Genomic DNA, 25,095 nt, shown 5'->3' with positions numbered 1-25,095 from the left:
GTTTTTAAGTTATATAATGAATTTAAAATCTTCAACGTTAGTCTAGCTGCCGTTTGCGCGCCTCCTTTTCTTCTTGTTTTTCTAATTTCCTAAAATACCCTCGGGTCAAAAAATTATGCTTTAGGGCCTCCATATTCTCATTGAAACGTGCTACCCCTTGATCTACGTTTTTCATGGTATGCTGTAGCTGATTTACTAAAAGAGTGTCGGTGGTCAGGTAGTTTACGGCACCCTTTCCATCTTTGATGCTCCCTACGACGACGTTGAGGTCTTTGGCCATTTTTTCGATTTCTAGCGATGAGGTTTCGAGATATGAAATAACATTGCGCATCTTCTCCCCCGAAATAGAATCGGCTAAAAGTACGCCTGCAACACTTTCTTCGGTATCGAATTGCTGTACTATTTTGTTCAGCTCGCTAATAGTAGTATTGGCCTCGCTACTCATGAATTTTAGGTTGGCCAGAGTCTGTTTTAAGTCGTTGCCCATGAGAGTGTCATTAAGTAAGCGCCCCAAAGTTCCCCTGCCCCTGTTGATCGATGCCGTTACTTTTAATAGGTCTTCTGTAAGTAGGGCTGCATTTTCATTGGTTACACTCAAGGTATTCAGCATATCGGCAGTCGCAATTTTGCTTAAGGACGGAATTTCGTCGTTTTCGGCTACCAAGGGCGCATCGCCATTGCCTGGAACGATGTTGATGACCATACTGCCCACCAAGCCGTCTGAACCTATGGCGGCAATTGCGTTCTTTTTTATATGGGTCATCATGTTCTGCTGAATTTGCATGAAAACCCGAATAGCGGTATCGTTTTCCATTTCTATTCCTTTCACCGTGCCGATATTAATACCCGAATAGCGAACGTTATTTCCTTTTTGCAGTCCACCAACATTTTTAAATACCGCATTAATACCAAATGTATCGCCGAACAGATTTTCTTGGTTACCAATTTGGTAGGCACCGAAGAGTAATAAAACCGTTCCTAAGAGGACAAAAATGCCCAATCGTATTTTTTCAGATGTTGTCTTGTTCATAATTTATTTTTTAAAAAATGCCTCTACTTTTGGATCCTTCGATTTTACCAGTTCCTCATAAGTGCCTTCCGCATAATTGATGCCATCTACCAATAATATCATGCGTTCCGAAATAACACGGGCACAATCCATATCGTGTGTGATGATAAGCGAAGAGGTATCGTATTTCTTTTGAATGTTACGCATGAGTTCAATAATTTCTTTGGAGGTAATGGGATCTAATCCGCTGGTCGGTTCATCGTAAAGAATGATTTTTGGCCTTAAGATTAGGGTGCGCGCCAAGGCTACGCGCCGTTTCATCCCTCCGGATAGTTCTTCGGGCATCAAATTCATCGTATGGGCAAGACCCACACTTTCGAGTGCCTCTAAAACTAGGGGTTCGGTATCGGTGACATTGCCCAATTTTTCTTTGTGTCTACGCATGGGAAATTCCAGATTTTCCCGTACGGTCATGGAATCGTACAAGGCGCTTCCTTGAAACAGAAAGCCGATATCGGAACGCAGGGTGTCCAAAGTTTCACGGTCTAGGGTTTTTATTTCTTTTCCCATTACAGAAATATATCCGCTATCGGCTTGCATCAATCCCACCAGGCATTTTATCATGACCGATTTTCCGGATCCAGATTTGCCCATGACCACCAAATTTTCCCCTTTATGGAGTGTCATGTTAAATCCATTTAGTACTGTATTGTCCCCAAAACTTTTATACAGGTCCTTGATTTCTAATATAACCTGTTTGGAGTCCGATTGTTTTTCGTTGATCGATATGTTATCTTTTGTTTCCATCATAGATCATAAAAAATATCCGAAATAAAGACCGCAATAAAATCAATGACGAAGAGCAGCATTGAGGCAAAAACAACTGCCGTATTCGCAGCGACCCCTACGCCTGCGGTTCCTTTTTTACTGTAATAACCCTTAAAACAACCTACAAGACCTATGGCAAATCCGAAGAAAAAGGACTTGACGGTTGCGGGTACCAAATCACCATAGGACAAGGCTTTGAAAACGGTGTTGAAATAGAGCTGAAAAGAAACCCCGCCCTTATAGTATTCTACCAACGCCGAGCCATAGAGAGCTACGGCATCGCCTAGAATAACCAAAAGAGGGAGCATTAAAGTAGTCGCTAAAATTCGCGTTACTACCAAATATTTAAACGGATTAGTGCCGGATACCTCCATGGCGTCTATTTGTTCCGTAACCCTCATGGAGCCGAGTTCCGCACCTATACCAGAAGCGATACGACCGGCACATACCAAGGCCGTAATTACAGGACCCAGTTCACGAACTATAGAAATACCTACCATATTGGGCATCATGGATACTGCCCCGAACTGGATCATGGTCGGTCGCGATTGCAATGTCATGACCAGCCCTATGATGAAGCCCGTGACCAAGACCAAGACCATGGATCGGTTGCCCATTTGGTAGCATTGTCGTAATAGTTCCTTAAACTCGAAAGGAGGTTTCATGGCCTCTTTAAAAAATCGTCCTGCAAAATAAGCGAGTTCCCCGATTTCGGTAAGGAACCGTAGTAATCTTTTGGGTGCTTTAAGAACTTTTGCCATACGTCGATTTTCGGAATAGCTCCAGTTCCAAAATTAGAGATTGATGGATCAAATAAAAATGACGTGGGTCATCTCAAATAGCAATTCTTGTTTTTTAGGGATACTGACCTATGTCATTTCGGAATATGCGTTGGCTACTTAATTTTGAAAGTCAAATGAACAACCTATGAAAACCACATTTGAACTTGAGAGGAAAATTTCGGGCAAAGACAAAAAGTCAATTTTTGAAAACCTGAACATGCAGGAAACTATTAGGAATGTTGTGGTCGATGATGAGTTGGCAAGGGTTTCTTTTGATTACATGACTTGGGCCGATTTGCAAATTGCAAGACGTGAACTACATGAACTAGGCTATCAGATAATTAACGATACCCATCGGTTCGATGCCGAAAACCTTTTATAAAGTGATGCACAGTCGATTGAATATCTTGCTCGTCGTAGTTCTGTTGCTATTGGCCACTTTGTTTATCGGCTATATGCGGGAGGCGCCCCAAAGGGATTTCGCACAATTTTCTAAAGTAGTTGAAAACAGGTCTGGCAAACTTGAGTTTCCAAAAAGGATTGCTGTTCAGGATACCGTTCGGTTACAGCGTTATTTTAACTATGTAGATTCGCTCGTTGTCGCGTATGATTCATTGACCGACTACACTCTTTCGGAGCACCTGTTGGTTCGTGCGAACCCTTGGGTCATTACTACTTTGGCAAATACGGACTATTACCGAATGATGGAACGGGATTCGTTTGTGTATGACCAAAAAAAGCAAATCGTTTTGAGACCTACGGACTCACTATTGATTCCCGATTCGTTGGCCGCTGAAGTAATGATGAATAAGATAGAACGCACGCATATCGATGTTAATATTCCCGAATTTAAGCTCAGGGTCTATGAGGATACTATCTTGTTGTACACTTTTCCTATTAGGGTAGGACAAAATCGAAAGCGTTATTTAAAAATGGGCGATCGGATGACGGATCTTAGAACAAAAACGGGAGAGGGCGAAATTGTGGATTATCGGAGAAACCCTGTTTTTTATAATCCTGTGGACGGAAAACGGTTTTATCTAACTAAAAGAGATGATAAAAGAACCACGGTGATGCCCCAGATACCTTGGATAGAAACGGAAATCAACGGTATAAGAAACGGTCAGTTGATACACCCGACTACCAATCCCAAATCGTTAGGAAAAGCCTATTCCAATGGATGTATAGGCACTTCGGAAGCAGCTGCCTGGGTTATTTATTACCATACGCCTATTGGTACGAAAGTAAACATTCGGTATGATTTAAACGTCAAGGATTCATCGGGGCGCGAAACGATTTTAAAGGATATCTATAAAAATAGCAACTTGAAAATTGATGAATTAAAAGAACAATAAATAGAATATGGACAAACGTAAATTTTTAAAACACTCTGTATTGGCATCGGCAGGGGCAACCATTGCACCCTCGCTTTTGCTATCAGCCTGTAAAACGGAACCTAAAAAAGAAGAAATTATGAAAACAGAAGCACTTGCCACAAGTACTTTTAAATTGCCCGAGATTCCTTACGGGTATGATGCCTTTCCCGATGTCATTGATGTCAAAACTATGGAAATACATCATACCAAACATCATCAAGGTTACACCGATAAACTCAACGCGGCCCTTAAGGAAAACAGTATTTCAGGGAAAACTATCGAAGAAATCCTACGTACGGAAGACCTTCCTATGGCCATACGCAATAATGGTGGAGGGTATTATAACCACAGCCTTTATTGGGAAACATTGACACCTGGAGGCGTAATGAGCGATACTTTTAAAGCCAAGATTATTGAAGACTTTGATTCACATGAAGCGTTTATCAACGAATTATCGGATGCCGGATTAAAACGTTTTGGATCGGGCTGGGCATGGGTCGTTCAGGATAGTGATAAGAAGTTACGTATTTTTTCGACCCCGAATCAGGATAATCCACTTATGAACGTAGCGGAGATGCGCGGTACCCCGATTTTGGGTATTGATGTTTGGGAACATGCGTATTACCTCAAATATCAGAATAAAAGAGGGGAGTATCTGAACAATATTTTGAAAAGTATTAATTGGGGAAAAGTAGAGGGAAGGATGCTATAGGATTTAAGTAGAAGCTGCAATAGGGTTTTATAAATCCATAGTTTTTCTATTCACTTGCATTCTGTACTGCTTAAAAGAAATAACGACGGGATAGATTTTCATTTATTAGCTTTTGTGGTTACTAATTTATTACGTTAGTAAAACATTGCTAATTAAATTTTTAGTAATCTAATAACCCTTTTATCGAATAATTTTAGACAATTTCAGGAGGTGACGAAAACATGTATTTCCAGTCTATACTTGGTTGTTTAAAACGATGTACTTTTTTAAAAAAGACTTTAATTCTTAACACTGATCATAACGGCTTCACAACTTTCTAAATCGGAGTTGAGAATAATGTTTTCTGACTTTGTGCCATCTGAAATTTCTACCGAAACGGTATTAGGCGGTGAAGTACCTAGATTATGGGCGTATAGGAAAAGGTCGTTAGATTTGTTAGGATCTAGTTTAATTTTGAATTCGCGCTTGTAATAGGTCAAATAATGTTTGGTTACTACAGAGCTACCATTGAGATAAATAGATACAATGTCTCCATCCTGTCTTCCATGGTCCCATATTTTTACGCTTATATCTGTACTATTGAACACTAAATCTTTGGTGTAAGATATTTTTCTGCCTTCAAATTCTTCCCTGGCTTTTTTGGTTTCTACAGGTACTGTGTTTTCATTTTTTGGAGGTTGTACGTTTTCTTTTTTCTTTTCCGGTGTGGTTGTGTTCTCTACGACTACTGGTTTTTGTTCTGCTTTCTTGGCTTTTTTCTTCCGTTTCTCTCTTTTTCTTTTTGTTGGCGTTTCCGTTTCATTTACTTGTTCCCGCTTTTTCTTACGTTCATCGGAAGCCTTATTTACTATTGTAAATAGTGGACTTATGAATTTTGCAATCTGAAATTTATCTTCTGGGAATAGTTCTATCCCTACCACTTGGTATTGGTCGCCGGAACCAATATTTTTTGCAAGGATTATATCTTTGGCAATGCCTGAATTTTTAAATGAACCCAGTTCTTGTACGACCATCTCGTCTCTGATGAGAAAGAAGCGGGTCGACTTTTCGGGATCGATATTTTTTATGGACCATTCCAAGGTAACCAAATCCGGTATGGACCATACGGTACCTGTGGTTGGTTGTGTTATTATTATCTCCGATTTTCCATTTTGGGAAAAACATGTAGATAGGCCAATGACAAGGAGGCAGAAGTAATGTAGTAATGGGAATTTCATAGGGGATAAATAGGGTTCAAAGACACTTTTGATTTAAGACATATCAATTAACCTATCCTAAATTTAGTTAATGTAAAAATAGTTTAGCACTAATATAACGTTAGTTACGCTCAAATGTTGGATGAAAGGCACCTTATCAAAATTGTTGATTATTTATTTGGAAATAATCCAAAACATTGGAAATAATCCATAAATTAGCTATCCCAAATTTCAGGATAGCAATGCAAAAAACCATTTTACATATAGATTTAGATACGTTTTATGTGTCCGTTGAGCGCCTTAATAACCGGTATTTACAGAACAAACCTTTGTTAGTGGGCGGTACTGGAGATCGTGGGGTCGTAGCTGCCTGTAGTTATGAGACACGCGGTTTTGGTGTGCATTCCGGTATGCCTATGAAAATGGCCAAGGAACTATGTCCCGAGGCTTTTGTAATTCGTGGTAATTCTGGCGAGTATAGCAAGCATTCGGATATGGTTACCGAAATCATAAAGGAGCAGGTACCGCTTTTTGAAAAATCCAGTATCGATGAGTTTTATGCCGACTTAACCGGGATGGATCGGTTTTTTGGTTCCTATAAATTTTCGGGCGAGTTACGAAAGCGTATCATCAAGGAAACGGGCTTGCCAATTTCTTTTGGATTATCTGCTAATAAAGTAGTTTCTAAAGTGGCTACGAACGAGGCGAAGCCCAATAATCATTTAAAGGTTGATGAAGGTTTTGAAAAATCATTTTTAGCTCCTTTATCCATTAAGAAAATACCAATGGTAGGAGACAAGACCTACCAAACGCTACGTAATTTAGGATTGCGGCAGGTACGTACGGTACAAGAAATGCCCATGGCCGTAATGCAGCGCGTACTGGGTAAAAACGGTGGTGTTATATGGAAAAGATCCAACGGGATAGACAACACGCCTGTAATTCCCTTTTGCGAACGAAAATCCATATCTACCGAGCGTACGTTTACGAGGGATACCATTGATGTCGTAAAGCTAAAGGGAATCCTTATTGCCATGACCGAGAATTTGGCTTACCAACTACGTAGGGGAGAAAAGTTAACGGCATGTATCAATGTTAAAATTAGATATTCGGATTTCAATACCTACTCCAAACAATTACGGATTCCGTATACGAGCGCAGACCATATTTTGATTCCTAAAATTCTAGACCTGTTCAAAACACTGTATAATAGACGTTTGTTGGTGCGGCTTATAGGGGTTCGGTTCAGTCATTTGGTGGCAGGCAATTATCAGATAGACCTGTTCGAGGATACCGAAGAAACGCTTAACCTTTATAATGCGATGGATACGATCAGAAAACGTTATGGAGACAAAAGTGTATTAAGGGCAGCTGGTATGGATGCCAAAACTATAGGTAGGATGAATAATCCTTTTGATGGGAGACCGCCGGTGGTGCTGGCGCATCGAAAACAATAAAGCCCCCTAACCTTCAAAGGGGGAACTCTTACTCAGATGGGTAGTTGGTTGATGGTTGCTCGTTGTTTGGTAGTTAGAAGTAAACAGTAGCAGTATGCGGTGAAACTCTTGGCAATGGCGAACCTAAAATAATACCAATACCAAACAGCTAGTATCCAAAAGTTTTGAACTTGTGTTTTGGCTTGAACTTGAACTTGAACTTGAACTTGAATTTTGTACCTAAACTGCCACACATATTACAGCTTGCGTTACGGCACTTTTTCGGAGGTGGCGTTGCTTCAATTAGCGCAAGAAAATCATGTGACCCAATTGGCGCTTACCGATATCAATTGTACTTCGGCGGGGTTGAATTTTGTGAGAAAGGCACAAGAACTCAACATCAAACCTATTCTGGGAATCGATTTTAGGAACGGGGTAGAGCCTTGCTTTGTGGGTATTGCAAAAAATAATAAGGGGTATCTGGAACTCAATGATTATTTATCGGAACACTTACACCACAAAAAGGATTTTCCTGTTAGGCCTCCCAAATTCAAGAATGCCTATGTTATCTATCCTTTTGAAAAGGTATTACAGCATGAAATAACACATTTTTTGGAGCACGAATTCATAGGTGTTTCCATTGCCGATCTTAGACGATTGCGCTTTTCTAGATTAATAGCCCTTAAAGATAAATTGGTAGTACAGCAGCCGGTAACGTTTAGGAACAAACGCGACTTTAACGCACATCGTTTGCTACGGGCAATAGATAACAATACTTTGTTGAGTAAGCTTTGTGTTACCGAGCAGGCAGATTCTGAGGAAAAAATGTTTCCCATTGAAAACCTAGCATCAGCTTTTTCTGAATATCCTTTTATATTGGAGAACACGGAGCGTTTTATGAATGCCTGTTCCATTCATTTCGATTTTTCCAAAGGGCGAAAACCTCAAAACCTAAAAAATTATTTGGGTAGTCAAGAGGAAGATGAACTCCTATTGGAAAAACTTTGTAAGGAAGGGCTCCCGTATCGGTATCCTGAAGTTGACGACGCGGTGCTCGCACGTTTGGAAAAAGAGTTTAGCCTAATCAAGCAAATGGGCTTTGTATCCTATTTTCTAATTAATTGGGACATAGTGAGCTATGCCCGTAGCCGTAATTTCTTTTATGTAGGTAGGGGTAGTGGAGCCAATAGTATTGTTGCATATTTATTGCGTATTACGGATGTAGACCCTATGGAACTCGATCTTTATTTTGAGCGTTTTATGAACCTGTATCGTGCCAATCCGCCCGATTTTGATATCGATTTCTCTCATCACGATAGGCCTATAATGACCCAATACATTTTTGAACGTTTTGAGCATGTGGCCCTGTTGGGTACCTACGTTACCTTTAAATGGCGGGGAATGGTACGGGAACTGGGAAAGGTATTTGGCTTGCCCAAGGACGAGATCGATAAATTGTGTGACGGTAATTTTCAAGACGCCAGATTAGACGGAGTTTCTGCCTTGGTGGTTAAATACACCAAGCTTTTGGAGGGTATGCCCAATTACCTAAGTATTCATGCTGGTGGCATTTTGATCAGTGATAAGCCCTTGCACTGGTTTTCTGCTACACATCTACCGCCCAAAGGCTACCCAACAACGCAATACGATATGGTTATCGCAGAGGATGTTGGGCTGTATAAGTTTGATATTCTAGGGCAACGCGGGCTTTCAAAAATTAAAGAGTCGATTACTATTCTGGAACAGACCAGACCGGAAGAAATTGCCCAATGGGATATTCATGATATCAAACGTTTTAAGAATGACCCTAAAATCAATGATTTGATCAAGACTGCGCAATGTATGGGTTGTTTTTATGTGGAATCCCCTGCTATGCGTATGCTGCTTAAAAAATTACAAGTAGACAATTATTTAGGTCTGGTGGCGGCTAGTTCTATCATTCGTCCAGGAGTGGCCAAAAGCGGGATGATGCGGGAATATATTTTACGTCATCGTAATCCCGGTAGGGCAAAAGAACTAGCACATCCTGTAATGCTGAATATTATGCCAGAGACCTATGGCGTTATGGTCTACCAAGAAGATGTAATCAAAGTAGCGCACCATTTTGCAGGTCTCGACTTGGGTGAGGCAGATGTACTACGCCGTGGGATGAGCGGTAAATTTCGCTCGCGGGCAGAGTTTCAAAGGGTCGAAGAGAAGTTTATTTCAAACTGCCGAGAAAAGGGATATGGCGATGCATTAATTTTTGAAATCTGGAATCAAGTAGCCAGTTTTGCCGGGTATGCCTTTGCCAAAGGGCATTCTGCTTCTTATGCCGTAGAGAGTTACCAGACCCTGTTTTTACGGGCTTATTTTCCGCTGGAATATATGGTGGCCGTGCTTAATAATGGCGGCGGATTCTATAGGGCCGAGTTTTATATTCATGAGGCTCGTATGTTGGGGGCTGGCATTCATGCTCCCTGTATCAATAAAAGTGATGCCGGGAATCGCATTTATGGCAAAGAACTGTATCTAGGGTTTATGTATTTAAAAGAATTGGAAGTCCGCGTAGTCGACCGAATTTTAAAGGAGCGTGCGCTAAACGGTGCGTATCTTTCTTTGGAAGATTTTTTAGATCGGGTATTGATATCCATAGAACAGTCAAGTATCCTGATTCGTATCGATGCTTTCCGTTTTACGGGAACAAATAAACATGAACTCTTGTGGAAAGCGCATTTGTTCTTGACCAAGAACGTTAAAATAGACCACCCCAAGTTGTTCCGTCCCAAACAACAGGATTTTGAAATTCCCAAATTGCACACCACCGATTTAGAACAGGCCTTTACCCAATTAGAATTATTGGGTTTCTGTTTGTGTAGTCCATATGCCTTGTTGGTAGAACCTCCAAAAAATAGTACGGGAAGTAAAGATCTCTTGCGCTATCTAAATAAGCATATAGATATCTACGGGTATATCGTTACGGTTAAAAACACCAAAACCCATAAAGGCAAACGCATGCATTTTGCCACTTTGGTAGATCAGCAGGGCGCTGTTTTTGATACCGTTCTATTTCCTCCCGTGGCAGCGGTATATCCCTTTCAGGGGAGAGGAATCTATCGTTTTTACGGTAAGGTAGTGAGCGAGTTCGGGTTTTTAAGTATCGAGGTAGTGAAAATGCAGAAACAGGATTATGTGCAAGATCCCAGGTATGCCGATATGAAAACGAGCGCTAAGGTTTTTGGGAAATCAAAGAATCCCTTAGCGAATTAAAAAAGGCTTACAAGGTAGTAATGCTTTTATCGATTTCATCTTTATGGTCTGCTTTTGGTTCATTTTCTATCCAAAGGAAAAACAAAAACCCCATAAAATATAAGATAACGTCAACAAAATCGGCCGTATACCGGTCATTAAAATTGGGTAGTAGAAACTCAAAATAGAGCGCATAGATGATGGTAAGCACAAATGAAATTTTTATCGGAATGTTGATGTGTTTATCCTTCTTGATAAACCGAACCGCATATTGGCAAATCTTAAGCACGATAGGCATACAAATCAGGTCGTTCAGGTAATTATTAACGAGCATGGGTAAAGGAAAAGCAAGTTGTTGCGCCACATACACCATAAGGGCGACACCGATGAAAAAAAGAAAATAATACCGTTTGATTACCTGCAAAATAGTGGTTTAAGCTGCGATATAACTAAATAGAAGGGCTAAAAAAGAACCTATGGCAAGTACAATGATCCAAATACCATAAAAGAAGCGAGCGACATATTTGATAATGATATTATCGTGGTCCTTTACATTTTCAAGAAAAAGGGTAACCGCGCTTTTCTTTTTTTGGTCTTTAAGTTTCTTTTTCCTTTGGCCTAATTTTTCTTTTCGTTCCAGTTCACGTTTTAATGTGATATTGATGATGCTTCCACATGCCGGACAATAGTCTTGATTTAAAGACATTTTTCCGCAATTGGGACATCTTCTGTAGGTTTCGGTAGCCATAATTCATCAAATGTAAGCATAGTAAGTAGGACGGTAAAACGGTATCAAAGTAAAGTGTAGCTTAAAAAATACAAAGAAATTAGAAGTCTACTAAAGCGGGTAAACAAACCAAATCAAGAACCCAGGCCAAAAGCGTAGTACTGTTTTCCGGGTATATCTTCGTAAACACCTTCTAACATCACACCACCACCTTTTTTCTTTTCGAGCGCGGACATAAGCTCTTTTATATCGGTCACTTTTGTACCGTCTACATGGGTGATGATATAACCGGTCCGTATTTGCGTGCTTTGGCGTAAAAGACCTGGATACAGGTTAACCACTCTAACACCACCTTCCAAATCTAATTTTTTTGCGGTTTCCTTATCGAGGGTTTCAAAATCGGCACCGAGATAATTGAGCATTTCCAAATTTTCTTTTTTGGAAATATGGATGCTACCTTTCACGTTTTCAAGTGTAACTGTAAATTCCCGCTCCTTTCCCTTTCGGTTCACAACAATGGATATCTTGTCGCCTGGTCTGTGCTGGGCTATGATTTCCTGTAATCTTGGCGAGGTTCCAACAGGTATCCCATCTACTTTTACGATGATATCTCCCGATTCAATCCCCGCCTTTTCCGCAGCACTCTCTTCATTCACAGTTTCGACCCAAACACCTTTGATAAAATCGATCTTCTTTTCCTTGGCCAAATTACCGTTCATGGTAGTTATGGTCACACCCAACATTCCCCGTTGTACACTGCCGTACTTCAAAAGGTCCGCTATCACCTTCGTCACAATGTTACTAGGTATGGCAAAACCATATCCCGTATAACTGCCTGTTCTACTAGCGATGGCCGTATTAATGCCCACGATATTGCCATCAAGGTCGACCAAAGCACCTCCGCTATTACCAGGATTGATAGCTGCATCAGTCTGAATAAAACTCTCTACCGCGAATTGCTCTGGATTGATATTAATACTACGCGCCTTTGCGCTTATGATTCCTGCGGTTACCGTGGAATATAGACTATAAGGGTTTCCGACGGCCAGAACCCACTCACCGATTTCCACATCGTCTGAATTAACAAACGATAAAACCTTTAAATTATCAGCTTTGATTTGCAACACTGCTAAATCCGTCATGGGGTCGCCACCGATTACTATAGCTTTGTACGTCTCGTTATTATGAAGGGTAACTTCCAATTCCGAAGCATTATTTATGACGTGGTTGTTGGTGACGATGTGTCCCTTTGAATCGATTATCACGCCAGAACCTGAACCGAACATAGGCTGTTGGGGCACATTTTCCGGTATTTGAAAACGATCGCCAAAAAAATCCTTGAAAAAATCAGGAAGTTCTCGTGGCGTCAAATTGTTATTATTCGAGGGAGTTTGCGTAGACCTAATATGTACTACGCCATCCAGTACTTTTTTGGCGGTATCCGTAAAATCTACGGGGCCACCCTTAAAATCGCCGACATTCCGTTCTTGTGATGTATTACTATCTTTGTTGTCTGCATAAAACTGTAGTTCTTCGCTTGCGGTATTGACTTCTTGAGTTTTCACATCCTTACAAGATATGGGTGAAAAAGCCAACAAGAATAAGAACATTCTAATATGTTTTTTCATTTTCTCATAGTTTTATTTAGAGTTTTAGCTCAACCACTTCTTCTAGTATTATTTCTTGGCGTAGTTCTATTGCTTCTACCTCTATTTGCGTTGTTATCATCATGGTACTGTTTTATATTATCGTTCCGATAGCCCTCTATACGCTCATATTTAGAGCGTCTCAGATCAATACTGCGGTAACGGGGCGGCAAAACATTGCGCCGTACCCAAACGCCACCGTCCAAAAAGAGATAGGTACGCGCCGATAGATCATAGTAAAAACGGTATTCCGGAAAATAGACATAACGCACCACCTCCAAACGATTCGGGTAGAACCAGGGCGGAGGCGGTTCGCTAACCCCGGTGGTCAAGACCATAGGACCACAACTTGCCAAGAGCAAAAGAGTGATTAGGATAAAAAGTAGTACCACTGATCTATATATTTCCTTTAGTTCTACCATTAGATTGTTGATTTGACTACAAAATAAAAGAGCATGCTTTAGCTGCGAAATGACCTGTATCATTCCGTTGTTGAATTTTGAAAAAAAACTTCGGTGAGTGCTATTTATTGGATCATATGGAAGTATGTTAAATTGTTCCGAGTTTTCCAAGCTATTGTAATTCACAAGTAGGCTCCCGTTTTGAAAGGATCAAAAACAATGACACGTAACCGAATCTAGTTACATGGAAGCATTTTGGTTATGGTAAGAGGGTATTTTAGATTTATTTCAAAGCATCGTTTTAAGAGATTTGAATTTTTTTGGAGGTAACTTTTTGGCCTCCTCCTTTTTTGCTAATTTAAAGCTCAAGAGGCCATCATCGTGCTTGGTATTGACCTCCTCCCGTTTTACACTTTCAATCAACTGCCGCGATTGTTTAAAAGAATTGTAACTAAACTAGCGACGGGTGTAGTTATCATCTTTTTCTTCTCGTGAAGTTTCTTTCTCTGCCTTGATATACAGGTATCCATCTTCAATGGTTGTTTCAAAATCTTTCTTGATAAATCCCGGGGTGGCTACTTCGATTTCGAAATCATCATTTGTTTCCTACATGTTCAAGACAGGTTCTCTTGTTTTGCCGTTCCAAAAGTTGGCAGGGAGCATGTTCCTGACCCATCCTCGATTATCGAAAAAATCTTGTGTGATTGGATTTCCACAAGATTATCTTCTAAATTTCACTAGTGCCGTAACTCTTTTTTTTAGGTGAAACAATCATTTGAATAGGACCCAAAAGTGAGTTTCAGTCATCGGCAGTAAAATGGTTTAAGTCAGCATGAGAAAAGAATTAGTGGACGATTATGAAAATTAGATACAAAACTATAATCCTGTATTTAATCCTATTTGGGTATTTAAACCAATTCCTTTTTAAGTTTTAAAATCTATTTAGACAAAAGCTTCAGCATATGTAGCCTAAGGAAAATTAAAAGACTTTTAATGTCTTGTAAGTTCTCATCGTTCTCTAAGTATGAATTCTATACTTGGTTATATAAAATAGGAGGTTGGGAAGGCCAAACAAGTTTATTTCTATTAAGAACTATGACCAAAATGCGTGCTAAGACCAAATAAAAAAGCCCATCGATATTCGAAGGGCTTGATTTAACTTGCTATTTGGACAGGACTTGGACCTTTCTCTAGAATACCCTACTTCAAAAATCTAGGGAGAAGTAGTTTATTGAACTCACCGCATGGCTCGCTTTGAAACATTATATTAGTTATTTATTCGGAAGATTAAATCTTTTACTTTTACTATAGTAATTGGACTATCTTAATTTTTCTGCATATGATAACTAAATGCTATTTGGCCTAATTGCCCTACAATCTTAACAGAATCTTTCATAGATAGTTTTGAACCATCTGCATGAATCCATCTCTTTAAAGGTTGTTCGCAAATTAGTTTCTTAGCAACTGATTTTCCGTAGAATTTACGCATACGCATAAAAATTTCCACATCAAATAACCATTTGGTTATGAACTTCTTCTTAAACATGGTAGAGGCAATTTCCCTATCCATAACCTTTGCACCACATTGTGTATCCTTAAAGGGCATTCCTAAAATGGTTTGAATAATGAAGTTTATAGTCATGCTTATGAATTTACGAGCAGACTCTTTTGTAATATCCGCTCCCATTCTGCTAATCCTAGAACCACTTACAATCTTAAAATCAGAATTTTCAATCGTTTTAACCAAATCATCGAAATCCCTGAAATCGGTAGAAAGGTCAGCATCTAAAAATCCAACATAATCAAACTGGCTGTCTTTAACTAAGTGCTCTATCCCTTGCCTTACTGCTTCTGCCTTACCAGCATTTTTTTTACAATTGTATACGCTAATATTGGATTCGTTACCCTTTCTTAGCTCATGTAACACATCTAAGGTTTTATCTATACTACCATCATTCACAAAACATAAATGGTATCCTAAATTCTTATGTGCGAAATCTCTGAATTCCTGACTCAATAATCGCTCCTCTTCATTATAACATGGGATTACAACACCAACACAATGTTTTTGTACCATACGCGGCATATCTCCTGATGTTTTTGAAATAGTAGTTTGTGCAGGAGCACCGATAATACGTTTTATACGTATTGCTATTTCATCTAAACTCACGGGTTTTTTCATATAGTCATTAATTCCTAGGTTAAAATTTTCCAAAACAACTGCCTCATCTGTATTACCTGAAAGCACTAAAATTGGAGTGTCCTGTTTCATGAATAAACGAATGTATTTTACAACTTCCATACCCGTACATTTAACTAATTCGTTTCCAGACATCTCTGGCATATTCATATCTAGTAATACCAGGTCTGGAGAAAATGAGTTGTATAGATTAACTCCCTCTTCAGTAGAACTTGCCGTTTTCACGTCATAGCCTAATTCGGTTAGTTTTTTTTCAATAGACATCAGGATTAATTGTTGGTCATCAATAGCTAAAATTTTCATAGGTTAAGATTTTAAAATGAATGTATTTGGTTAATTTGTATGGTAATCACATAGCAAATGTACCTTTGCTTGCATTCTTTTCGGCCGCCAAAATGATAGATTACGCTTTCCTATAGATGAATGGTCTCATCGACTCGATGTTTGATTGTTAGGAATATATACAATATACATACCTTTATTTTGTTATATTTTCTTACAACATGATAGCAAAACCGAAAACAAATATTCTATTAATATTGGCACTCTTTTTTGGAGTAGCTTTTCATGGTTCTAGTATATTCTTTACACTGGAAAGCACGTATGATTCTTTAATACATTTGTTTTTTGCTGATCACTATTCCCAAAACTGGTTTGAACCCTGGGATTATCGTTGGTATACAGGTTTTACAGTGCAGGCTTATCCACCACTAGTGCATCAAACTATAGCTGTTTTATCGTTTGTAGGCGGACTTAAATTTGGCATGTTCACAGTAGCGATGATTGGTATTTTACTATTTATCACTGGAGCATATAGGTTCGGACTTCTTATTACAGGGAATCATAGGATTGCAGGTTATACTGCTATTTTGAGTGTTTTTTCATCAACCTTTATTGAAACCCTTCATGTTTTTGGTCAGCTCCCTAGTATTATTGGTCTATCTATTTTATTACATTCCTTACCTGAGATTTATTCATGGATAAAAACAGGTAAATTAAGATATCTAGCCACAAGCTTATCGCTTATTGCTGTTACAGTGACCTCCCATCATGTGACTCCTATTTTTGGAATGGTCTTCTTTATTTTTCCTCTGATTGGAACGGTACTTATGGATGCCTCGAGAGACCAAGTAGCCAACATGAAAGATGTTACGTTTAAAGTCTTCTGGGGACAGTTTAAAAAATTATTTTGGCGGATTGTATCTTTTGGTTTTTCATCACTTGCCTTAATTATTTTTTGTATTCTACCTTATTGGATAAACTCAAAGAAAAACCCTATCACACAAGTTCCTATACCGCATGGTTCTCGTGATAATTTTTTAGAAGTAACATCTTCAGGTTTGGTGTTTTTTTTAATACCATGGGGAATATTACTATTTCTATTACCCTATTTCTTTTATCGCTATTTCAGTAAACGGTATTTATTTTTTGGTTTATCCTTTGCCATACTAACTTTATTAGGAACAGGTGGTACTACACCCATTCCATTAAAACTTTTGGGGGAAACGGCGTTTAATATTTTGACATTAGACCGATTTACCCTTTGGGCAACCATAATGGTATTACCCATTTTTGGGGAATTTACATATCGGATGGTAGAAGGCGATTTAAAGGTTTATTTACAACATAAATTTGGTGCAGTATATCATAGGATAATTGGTGGCTGTTTAGCCAGTGGTGTTTTATTGATGGTCATTTTCACGATGAGTTTAAATTATTTTAGACCCTCCCAGCCACAGAAAATAAAGATGCTACCTATCGTAAATTTTTTAAGTCAGGATGAGCATGACCAATGGCGATATTTACCTTTAGGTTTTGGTGACCAAATGGCTTGGTTATCTGCCCAGACCAATGCCATGACTGTTGATGGTAATTACCATTCTGCACGAAGACTTCCAGAACTGACCACTAGAGCTATAGAACGACTAGAAAATTCAAAATTTAGAGGTGTTGAGGGCATTGGTTCCTTGCAACAATTCTTAACTGTACCGGAAAAGTATAATTTAAAGTATATTTTTTCCAATGATAAGTTTTATGACCCCATACTGTACTTTAGTGGTTGGCAAAGATTACAGCAACTAGAAAATGGTATTATGGTTTGGGAAAAATTAAACGTACCGCCTATTCCAAAAATTATCCCTAAACAAGATGTCTCTAAAACACTAAAAATGATGTGGGGCATAATTCCCTTGCTTACTCTGATTATTGCATTTATAGTTAATATTCAATGGGTATGGTTTCGTATTTTAAAAAATAGAAAACTACCAGAAGGTTCTTTCTTAAAATATAGCATTTCTTATACCACATTTTCTAGGAACGTGGCACGTGTTAGTCATGTATGGGTGATTCTTGTTTTGAGCGTTATGTTTTATGGTGTTTATTACTTTTATTTAACCAATGCTGCTCAAGTAGCACCAAAAAATGTTATCACTGCGTATTATGACGCCTTGGATTTTAAAGAATTTCAACGCGCACATTCTTATCTAGACCCAGATAGTAATATGGAACTATCACAGTATATGTTGGAAGTTTCCGTTACAGATGGTATTCTAAGTTCCTATGCGAAGTTGGATTCGATTGGAATTCAACTGATAGAGGAAACCCATACTAGTGCGAGAGCAAAAGTATTTACCCAATGGACAACTCCTTTGGAAAAAATAGAAAAGAGCTACAACCATAAACTAGTAAAAAAAGAAGGCAAGTGGTTTATAGAACCGGTTAGTTTTGATAATGATTTGCCTCCGGACCAACTCATATCTTCCAATAGCACTTCATTTTTCAATCAAGGTAAAAGAAGAATCACTACAGAACGCACCCACCATGAAGATGTGTTAAAACAACCTGTCTTAGAAGTGCTTAAAGCAAAACTGGTTAAATACGACGGAAGCTACAGTATTATTGGAGAATTACAGAATGTAGATGATAGTCCAGCGGATATCGTAATTAAGGCGACACTATATAACGATGGAGATAAGAAGTTGGCAAATTACAATGCTAAATACCATGTAAAACACAAATTAATGCCTAAGGAAATAACTGCTTTTAGAGTAGATTTTGAAGGTATTGCGTGGTCATCTATTAAGGACAAAATTCCACCAAAATTTAATCCTGATGAATTTACACCTGTGAAATTTGAAGAACAACCCACGAAGTTTAATCTGCAGTGCGCGGGAAATACCGCTATTACAGATTTATATAAAAAAATAGTGCTACAAGATGTAGAAATTTCAAGCACTGCAATTAATGGATCACTTTTTAATTCTGGGATACAAGAAGTAACTATCCCACAGCTTTTATTCTCTTATTATAATAAAGACAAAAAATTAGTTTGGGTAGACAATCATTTTTTAAAAGAGGGAGTTCGAATACAGCGTAAACAGTCTTTTATATACAAGCCACTAGACCTCTCTACACTAAAGATTATAAATAGTGGTTTAGAAAATTGTTTTGTAAACGGACTTCCAAACGCTGCTATTAAAAAGAAAGTATTTCCAGAAAGGAAATTTGCTCATGGGATAGAACAATTACAACCTATAGCGGGTAAAGGATATGAATACTTAAAAATTGAATTAAACGGATATATAGGAAACCCAAAATAACTTGAAAAAACACTACTACATATTGGTTTTGCTATTTATAGCATTAGGGTGCAAGGAAGGTTCCGTGTACCATAAAGGAAAAGTAAATTCTTATAAGCTTCTTACTATCCAAAAAGAATATATAGCAGGTGCAAACATTTCAATAAATTTTCAAACTACTTCAGCCTTAGAGGAAACGTTTCTATGGGTCAATAATGCCTTTGGAAGTGTTGTATTGACTCCAAAAACGGTAAAAGATAGCATCTCTTTTGAACTACCTAACGTCATTATAGAAAAAGCAGGAAGCTTCACTTGGAGATTAATTGCTAAAAACCAAAACCAGCAAGAGGGAGAAATTGTCATCTTACCAAATAAAAAGGAGGCTATCCAGATTACATCCTACCTAGGTCCTAGAAGTATCTCCGCAGGAGGGAGTGATTTCTCTATGCTCATTGTTACGCCTACGGATAGGTTTGATAATCCATTATTAGATACCACGACAATTACAACTGCATATCAGTTTAACGACGTTATTGAAAAACAAGAATTAAGTGTAAAGAATCTAATAGCTTGGCAGCATATTTATAGTCCTAATCAATCGGGGAGGATATTGGTTACTGCATCCCATCAAGAGTACAATAGCCGAGAGCAAACAACAGTTGTATATCCAGCTTTGCCAAAAGATTTTAAAATAACATATCAAAGAAATCATGAATATGCAGATGGTAATCAGATTATTCGTTTTTCAACGAACACTATAAAAGATACTTTTGGCAATGTAATAACGGATGGGACTTTGGTCTCTTTCCTTATTGTCAATGCCAAGGGGATACACCTCAAAACCCTAGGGACTACCATAAATGGTATAGCCACAGCGGAAATGCTCCATCCTGATGAGGAAGAAACATGGAATATTACCGCATATATTACGGGAGCTGCAAAAAGTGAAACCGTTAATGTTAATTTTAATGCTGCCATAAAGGATTTTAATCTTGTATGGAGTGAAACCAATAGCATACTAGCAATTACCAATGTTACAAGTTTTATGGGGCAATGGGTTCCTGATGGGATAGCTACAACGTTAAAAGTGTATGATAGCAACGCCATTTTGGTTGCCTCAGAAAAAGCCACAACAAGATTAGGAAAAGCTTCTTTTGAACTATCGAAAGATTTTTACAAAAACGGAAGTTATAAAGTTGTCGTTACCGTAGCAGGAGTAGCAAAAACCCAAAACGTGTCCTTTAGATGAAGTTGAACCGCAACATATATAGGTTTTTTCTCGTAACGTCATTTTTGGCATTGAACGGACTCGTTATTTTCGGTATCAGTGCGGTATGGTCGTACCTAAATACAGGTGCGGATAGGACTACGATGCTCCATTTGCCCAAAGAACTTTCAGTGGCATATATGCCAAAAGTAGTTTGGACTCCTTTAGAAAACGAAGGTAGGACTATGGAAAAGCAAACACTAGCTGAGATAGAACGAGATTATTTAGAAGCATGGTACGTGCGCAGTAATGCTTTAGAAAATAATAACCCTTATGGCGTGGCAGATTATTATACGGATAAGGCTTTGTTAAAAATACAGGGAATCCTAAACATAAATAGGTCTCAAGGTATTTCGTTTAAATCAACAACACTAGAACATCACCCTACATTAGAGTTTTATAGTGCTGATGGTAAAATAGCGGTCATTACTGATAAAAATGTAACACAGTATGAAGAGGCCTATCAAAACAATACTAAAATCACCAGTCAAAAACGAACTGCTTCCTATAAAGTAGTGTTCCTGTTAGAAGATGGTTTTTGGCGTATAAGGCACATTGTTGAGATTCCTAAAAGCACTATAGCACAACCCAATAATTATACATTAGGTACCGATGTGAGTACCTTAAAAGGTGCTAATTATTATCCCCAAAAAACACCTTGGAGCATGTTTGGGGAAAACTTTAATGCCAATACCCTAAAAACCGACTTTACAATACTCAAAAATCTTGGTTTAAATTGTATTCGGGTTTTTGTGCCTTATGAAGATTTTGGAAAGGCAGCTGTAAAAGCAGAAAGATTACAGCAATTAGAAACCACGTTAGATGTGGCCGCTGAAAACAACCTCAGCGTCACTATTACCCTTTTTGACTTTTATGGAGACTATAGCATAAAAGATTGGACACTTACCCACAGGCATGCAGAACAGATTGTAACGAAACTAAAAGACCATAAGGCGTTATTTGCATGGGATATAAAAAATGAACCAGATCTAGATTTTGAATCTCGCGGAAAAGAAACCGTTCTTGCCTGGTTGGCAGAAATGACGGACCAAGTAAAAATTTGGGACCCAGAACATCCTGTTACTATTGGTTGGTCTACTCCAGAAGCAGCTAAAAATTTAATACAAAAAGTAGATATTGTTTCCTTTCATTACTACCGAGAACCTTCTAAATTTCTAGAGGCATATAAGACGCTTAAAAAAGAAGTTTCCCATAAACCTATTGTGCTACAGGAGTATGGTTATTCTTCATATGATGGTTTTTGGAATGGGTATTTAGGTGCTCAAAGTGATCAAGTAAACTATTTTAAGGAAATGCAGGCATATTTAAAAACTGAGAAAATCCCATATTTTTTCTGGACACTCTATGATTTTGAAAACATCCCTAATGCTGTTGTTGGAAAATTACCTTGGCGAAAAGGCAAACAAATGTATTTTGGAATTATTGATGATGAAGGAAAACCAAAAAAAGCCTACCAGCATATTTTTGATAAAAAATAGAAAAGGGATAGCTAACCAGACTATCCCTTTCCCTTCTTAACCTAACTATAAATTTGTTAAACAAGTTCCCTTTTTTTCAACGTCTGCATATCTAATTTGAATCCATTGGATTTGGATACGAATATCGCCTTAAAATAATCTACATATAGTTGGGTAATGTCAGACATTGGTAAGGAACATGCAGCCTTGTAATTTTCTTTTCCTAAGTAAATGCGGTATTCATCGTTTTGTAAGATGTTTTGTATTGCATCTGCTAATGAAGTCCTGCTGTCAGGTTTAAAGAATTCTCCTTTATACCCTTCTTCTTTTACCAAAATGCTTAAATCTCCCAAATTTGGTAATGCCACCGCTTTTCCGTAGCTCCCAGCTTGGTGCAAAACGCCTGAACTTCCGGTGGTAGAAGTATATGGAAAAACTGCTACAGCACTCTCTCCAAAAATAACTGGCACATCTTCTTCTGCTACATAACCCGTAAAACGTAACTGTTCTATATGGGCATATTTCTCTTTCATGGTATCTAAATAACCTGGGGTATTTGGACTATCCGTACCTGCTATTACAATTTCAATATCCTCATTGGTACGCTGTCTAATCTGTTCTACAGCTTCAATTAGTATTTCTATTTTTTTATATGTACCAAACTTACCAAAGGCCATTACTTGTTTTGGTCCTGTGCATAAAGTATAATCAGGTTCTGGGGGTGTTTCAAATGCGCCATGCGGAATCAAAGCCACATTTCTAGATTTATATTTTTCTTCTAGTATTAATTTGTATTTGCTTATAGTTACCGCTAACACATCTGACGTTAAAATGAACTTCGTTAATGTACTACCGATAAAATTATAAGCCTTCTTCAACCATTTATTCGTTGCTATACCTGCATTTTCTAAATCAACTTGTTCTAATATATTATGTAAAAGTGAAATAGTAGGTATTCCCTTTAATTTGCAAATCATTGGAAGTAAAAGCCCCAAAGCAGCCGGTATTTTTTTATCCCCAAACTTTAAAAACTGTAGGTTAAACAATATTGCATCTGGTTTTGTATCTGAGATAACTGAATTAATTTTTATTACGTTCGTAAAGTCATTGAAATTCCAACATTCTCTAACGGTTATTTTACATCCATCTTCCTCAAAAAAAAGGTCTTTTTCATCTTTGGTGACGTCTGTAATTAAGATGATTTCTGTTACTTCTTTTTGAAGCCTAAAGTGTTTTACTAAATGGTAGCCATACTCAGTTAAAGTTACTTTACTTGGAGGGTACGCTGTTACAATTGCTAGTCTCATAAGGTTAAGTTTTAAATTGTTTTGGGTTTTAATTCTTATGCAAATATCTTTCTTAACCCCATGTTTTATTGCTATTTTGGGATAGATGGAAGGTTGCTATAGGCGAATGGAATCAATGATAAGACAAACTAAAAAGAGTACTTGCGGTAGTATCCTAATCTCAAGGGAATGACTCTTTTTGAAATAGCGGCAGAATAGCATTTAGTCGTACAGGTATTTTGCGTCAGGGTAAAAATCAAACAAAAAAACCCAAAGACTGTATCGTCTTTGGGTTCGTCGTACTCGGTAAATTATTACGATTTTTATTTCATGGTTTCTTTTTTAAAGTATAACAATTGGGCTATCAATAAAAATAGCATAGCAATGATTTGTAATTGTACTATAATAGCTAAACTGTCATGAAAAAAGGTAATTAATATAATTTGAGAAACACCTACTATTCCAGAAACTAGTACAGGAGTATACTTTTCCAATGATAAAAAATAGTAAGCAAAAATATTGGATATAGCGAATAGGGATGTTGCCAAAGCATACTGCCACAATAAATCGGTGATTGCTAAATACGCATCCCCAAACATCATTTTAATAATAATTTCCGGAAATAATACACATCCTATTACTATAGTAACGGCTAATACAGCTATATAACCCACATACTCAAATAATACCGAAGTGGTAGCTTCACCATCTTTTTGTTTTTGTACCACGGTAGGCAATAAAAGCATTACAAACATCCAAGCCACAAAGTATACTACACGGCCTATTAATGCTAGAGAAGCATATAAACCAGCATCATACGCATCAAAATAATGCTTCACCAATAATACATCACTATTATTAATAATGATTTGGGTTAACTCATATCCAGCAGTAACCGAAACAAATTGGGTTATTTGTTTTTTAAGTTTAGGATTGAGTGAAGTTTTAGTTCGTAAATTAGTATTTCTGAAAGAATTTGGTATCAGTCCAAAAACAAAAGACAGGGCAATACCCAAGGCTATCAAAAATGATGGTTCTAAAGGAACAAACCAAAGTAGTGCTAATGTGATTAACAACCTACTCAGCATTTCGGTTTGGTAGGTCACAGATAGACTTTTATATTTTTGTCTTCCATGAAATTTTCCACGATTTATAGACATGAAAAAGTATAAGGGTATGGCAGCTGCAAATGTTTTAAACATTGCACTAGAACTTGTTTGGAATACCTGTTGCAGATTTTCTGAGAAAGCAAAAACTAAGATTCCGGCAAGGATTCCAAACCCGAAAGCATATCTATATATGAGTACCATGAAAGCATTCCACTGATCGCCGGATAACAACACGGCAAACTTGGCAGTTGCTAATTGAAATGTCATCCCCAAAAAAGATAACACCAGTAATAATGTTACCAATAACGCAGCTTCCGCAAAAGCCTCTGGTCCTAATAATCTTCCCAACAACAAGTTGTACAAATAGTTGCCCGCATTAACGAGAAAAACACTTCCCATGAACAACTGTTCGGGGGAAACTTTTTTTATAAGTGTTCTATACCCGGTCATAGCTCAAGATATAAGAGGTTCTTGTTTTGTTTAATACGGGTATTATATTCTTATTTTCCATACCTACTATAGATAGAATACTGTTGTTGCGTATGGCTCCTATATATAATTGCTGTAATGCAAAAGCGGCACTTTTATCCATATCCTTTACTTTTTCTAAGTTTAGAACAACTGGTTCTTGAGGGTTGATAAACATGCGCATATGCCTATTTAAAATACCCGCGTTTCCGCTATTTAATACACCATGTACGTAGAACATTCCTCTTGCTTCCGTGATTTGTAAAGCCATGATTTCTTTTTTTAAGGTTAAGTTTTTAACTCGTTTATAAAGCAAATATCCAACAGATCGCCATCCAAAAATGGCCCGCTAAGGTAGATGGCATATT

The 25,095-nt window shown here is 37.9% G+C and carries 20 protein-coding genes and 1 pseudogene; 8 read left to right on the top strand and 13 right to left on the bottom strand.

Features of this window, described 5'->3' with window-relative positions:
- Window positions 1–37: 37 nt before the first annotated feature.
- From MS6x_RS07475 to MS6x_RS07465, 3 genes are read right to left on the bottom strand one after another with little or no spacing between them, the layout of a single operon-like run.
- Window positions 38–1,030, bottom strand: a complete 993-nt coding sequence (locus tag MS6x_RS07475) for an MlaD family protein (RefSeq protein WP_482606512.1) — start codon at window positions 1,028–1,030, stop codon at window positions 38–40.
- A 3-nt stretch (window positions 1,031–1,033) separates the two neighbouring features.
- Window positions 1,034–1,819, bottom strand: a complete 786-nt coding sequence (locus MS6x_RS07470; protein ID WP_482606511.1) for an ABC transporter ATP-binding protein — start codon at window positions 1,817–1,819, stop codon at window positions 1,034–1,036.
- Window positions 1,816–2,598 carry an MlaE family ABC transporter permease gene (locus tag MS6x_RS07465; protein WP_482606509.1) on the bottom strand — a complete coding sequence of 261 codons (783 nt, stop codon included), beginning with the start codon at window positions 2,596–2,598 and terminating at the stop codon, window positions 1,816–1,818. Before MS6x_RS07465 ends, MS6x_RS07470 begins: the two co-directional genes overlap by 4 nt.
- A 166-nt stretch (window positions 2,599–2,764) precedes the next feature.
- Between MS6x_RS07465 and MS6x_RS07460 the strand changes: the two genes are divergently transcribed.
- Genes MS6x_RS07460 through MS6x_RS07450 form a run of 3 tightly spaced genes read left to right on the top strand, consistent with a single transcriptional unit; the run spans window position 2,765 to window position 4,707 of the window.
- Window positions 2,765–3,001: a heavy metal transporter gene (locus MS6x_RS07460; protein ID WP_482606507.1), complete on the top strand. Its 237-nt coding sequence runs from the start codon at window positions 2,765–2,767 to the stop codon at window positions 2,999–3,001.
- Window positions 2,982–3,974: a L,D-transpeptidase gene (locus MS6x_RS07455; RefSeq protein WP_482606505.1), complete on the top strand. Its 993-nt coding sequence runs from the start codon at window positions 2,982–2,984 to the stop codon at window positions 3,972–3,974. The genes MS6x_RS07460 and MS6x_RS07455 overlap by 20 nt, the downstream gene beginning before the upstream one ends.
- A gap of 7 nt (window positions 3,975–3,981) precedes the next feature.
- Entirely contained in the window at window positions 3,982–4,707 is a 726-nt protein-coding gene (locus MS6x_RS07450) for a superoxide dismutase (protein WP_482606503.1), read from the top strand.
- Window positions 4,708–4,985: 278 nt separating this feature from the next.
- Here the strand turns inward: MS6x_RS07450 and MS6x_RS07445 are convergent, their stop codons facing one another.
- Window positions 4,986–5,924 carry a hypothetical protein gene (locus tag MS6x_RS07445; RefSeq protein ID WP_482606501.1) on the bottom strand — a complete coding sequence of 313 codons (939 nt, stop codon included), beginning with the start codon at window positions 5,922–5,924 and terminating at the stop codon, window positions 4,986–4,988.
- Window positions 5,925–6,145: 221 nt separating this feature from the next.
- Here MS6x_RS07445 and dinB point away from each other — a divergent pair, with 221 nt between their 5' ends.
- Together dinB and MS6x_RS07435 are read left to right on the top strand one after the other, a co-directional pair.
- Window positions 6,146–7,360 carry a DNA polymerase IV gene (gene dinB, locus MS6x_RS07440; protein ID WP_482606499.1) on the top strand — a complete coding sequence of 405 codons (1,215 nt, stop codon included), beginning with the start codon at window positions 6,146–6,148 and terminating at the stop codon, window positions 7,358–7,360.
- Window positions 7,361–7,573: 213 nt separating this feature from the next.
- Window positions 7,574–10,588: a DNA polymerase III subunit alpha gene (locus MS6x_RS07435; protein ID WP_482606498.1), complete on the top strand. Its 3,015-nt coding sequence runs from the start codon at window positions 7,574–7,576 to the stop codon at window positions 10,586–10,588.
- 7 nt (window positions 10,589–10,595) lie between these two features.
- On the opposite strand, the gene MS6x_RS07430 is transcribed toward MS6x_RS07435, so the two are convergent.
- The 6 genes and pseudogenes from MS6x_RS07430 to MS6x_RS07405 all read right to left on the bottom strand — a co-directional run bounded on the left by MS6x_RS07430 (window position 10,596) and on the right by MS6x_RS07405 (window position 15,844).
- Window positions 10,596–10,991: a hypothetical protein gene (locus MS6x_RS07430; RefSeq protein ID WP_482606496.1), complete on the bottom strand. Its 396-nt coding sequence runs from the start codon at window positions 10,989–10,991 to the stop codon at window positions 10,596–10,598.
- A gap of 9 nt (window positions 10,992–11,000) precedes the next feature.
- On the bottom strand, window positions 11,001–11,315 hold the full coding sequence (locus MS6x_RS07425) for a hypothetical protein (RefSeq protein WP_482606494.1): 315 nt from the start codon (window positions 11,313–11,315) through the stop codon (window positions 11,001–11,003).
- A 113-nt stretch (window positions 11,316–11,428) separates the two neighbouring features.
- Window positions 11,429–12,922: a Do family serine endopeptidase gene (locus MS6x_RS07420; protein WP_482606492.1), complete on the bottom strand. Its 1,494-nt coding sequence runs from the start codon at window positions 12,920–12,922 to the stop codon at window positions 11,429–11,431.
- A 29-nt stretch (window positions 12,923–12,951) separates the two neighbouring features.
- Window positions 12,952–13,362, bottom strand: a complete 411-nt coding sequence (locus MS6x_RS07415; RefSeq protein ID WP_482606491.1) for a hypothetical protein — start codon at window positions 13,360–13,362, stop codon at window positions 12,952–12,954.
- Between the two features lie 435 nt (window positions 13,363–13,797).
- A pseudogene (locus tag MS6x_RS07410) lies at window positions 13,798–13,932 on the bottom strand (Hsp20 family protein); the annotation flags it as partial.
- A gap of 733 nt (window positions 13,933–14,665) precedes the next feature.
- Window positions 14,666–15,844, bottom strand: a complete 1,179-nt coding sequence (locus tag MS6x_RS07405) for a glycosyltransferase (protein ID WP_482606489.1) — start codon at window positions 15,842–15,844, stop codon at window positions 14,666–14,668.
- Window positions 15,845–16,044: 200 nt separating this feature from the next.
- Here MS6x_RS07405 and MS6x_RS07400 point away from each other — a divergent pair, with 200 nt between their 5' ends.
- Genes MS6x_RS07400 through MS6x_RS07390 form a run of 3 tightly spaced genes read left to right on the top strand, consistent with a single transcriptional unit; the run spans window position 16,045 to window position 21,885 of the window.
- Window positions 16,045–19,140: a hypothetical protein gene (locus MS6x_RS07400; protein WP_482606487.1), complete on the top strand. Its 3,096-nt coding sequence runs from the start codon at window positions 16,045–16,047 to the stop codon at window positions 19,138–19,140.
- 1 nt (window position 19,141) lies between these two features.
- The gene (locus MS6x_RS07395) at window positions 19,142–20,368 is read left to right on the top strand and encodes a hypothetical protein (RefSeq protein ID WP_482606485.1); all 1,227 of its coding nucleotides are present in this window, start codon (window positions 19,142–19,144) and stop codon (window positions 20,366–20,368) included.
- Window positions 20,365–21,885 carry a glycoside hydrolase family 2 TIM barrel-domain containing protein gene (locus tag MS6x_RS07390; RefSeq protein ID WP_482606483.1) on the top strand — a complete coding sequence of 507 codons (1,521 nt, stop codon included), beginning with the start codon at window positions 20,365–20,367 and terminating at the stop codon, window positions 21,883–21,885. Before MS6x_RS07395 ends, MS6x_RS07390 begins: the two co-directional genes overlap by 4 nt.
- Before the next feature lie 56 nt (window positions 21,886–21,941).
- Here the strand turns inward: MS6x_RS07390 and MS6x_RS07385 are convergent, their stop codons facing one another.
- The 3 genes from MS6x_RS07385 to MS6x_RS07375 form a co-directional block, all read right to left on the bottom strand.
- Window positions 21,942–23,171 (bottom strand): glycosyltransferase, encoded by a 1,230-nt coding sequence (locus MS6x_RS07385; RefSeq protein ID WP_482606481.1) that lies wholly within the window; start codon window positions 23,169–23,171, stop codon window positions 21,942–21,944.
- A 302-nt stretch (window positions 23,172–23,473) separates the two neighbouring features.
- A complete protein-coding gene (locus MS6x_RS07380) occupies window positions 23,474–24,709 on the bottom strand; it encodes an oligosaccharide flippase family protein (RefSeq protein WP_482606479.1) in 1,236 nt (411 codons plus the stop codon).
- Window positions 24,696–24,998: an STAS domain-containing protein gene (locus tag MS6x_RS07375; protein WP_482606478.1), complete on the bottom strand. Its 303-nt coding sequence runs from the start codon at window positions 24,996–24,998 to the stop codon at window positions 24,696–24,698. The genes MS6x_RS07380 and MS6x_RS07375 overlap by 14 nt, the downstream gene beginning before the upstream one ends.
- Window positions 24,999–25,095: the final 97 nt, after the last annotated feature.

The organism is Maribacter sp. MS6 (assembly GCF_056839185.1).
Note: the sequence above shows the minus strand (reverse complement) of the source record. Positions and strands in the feature narration are given on the sequence as shown.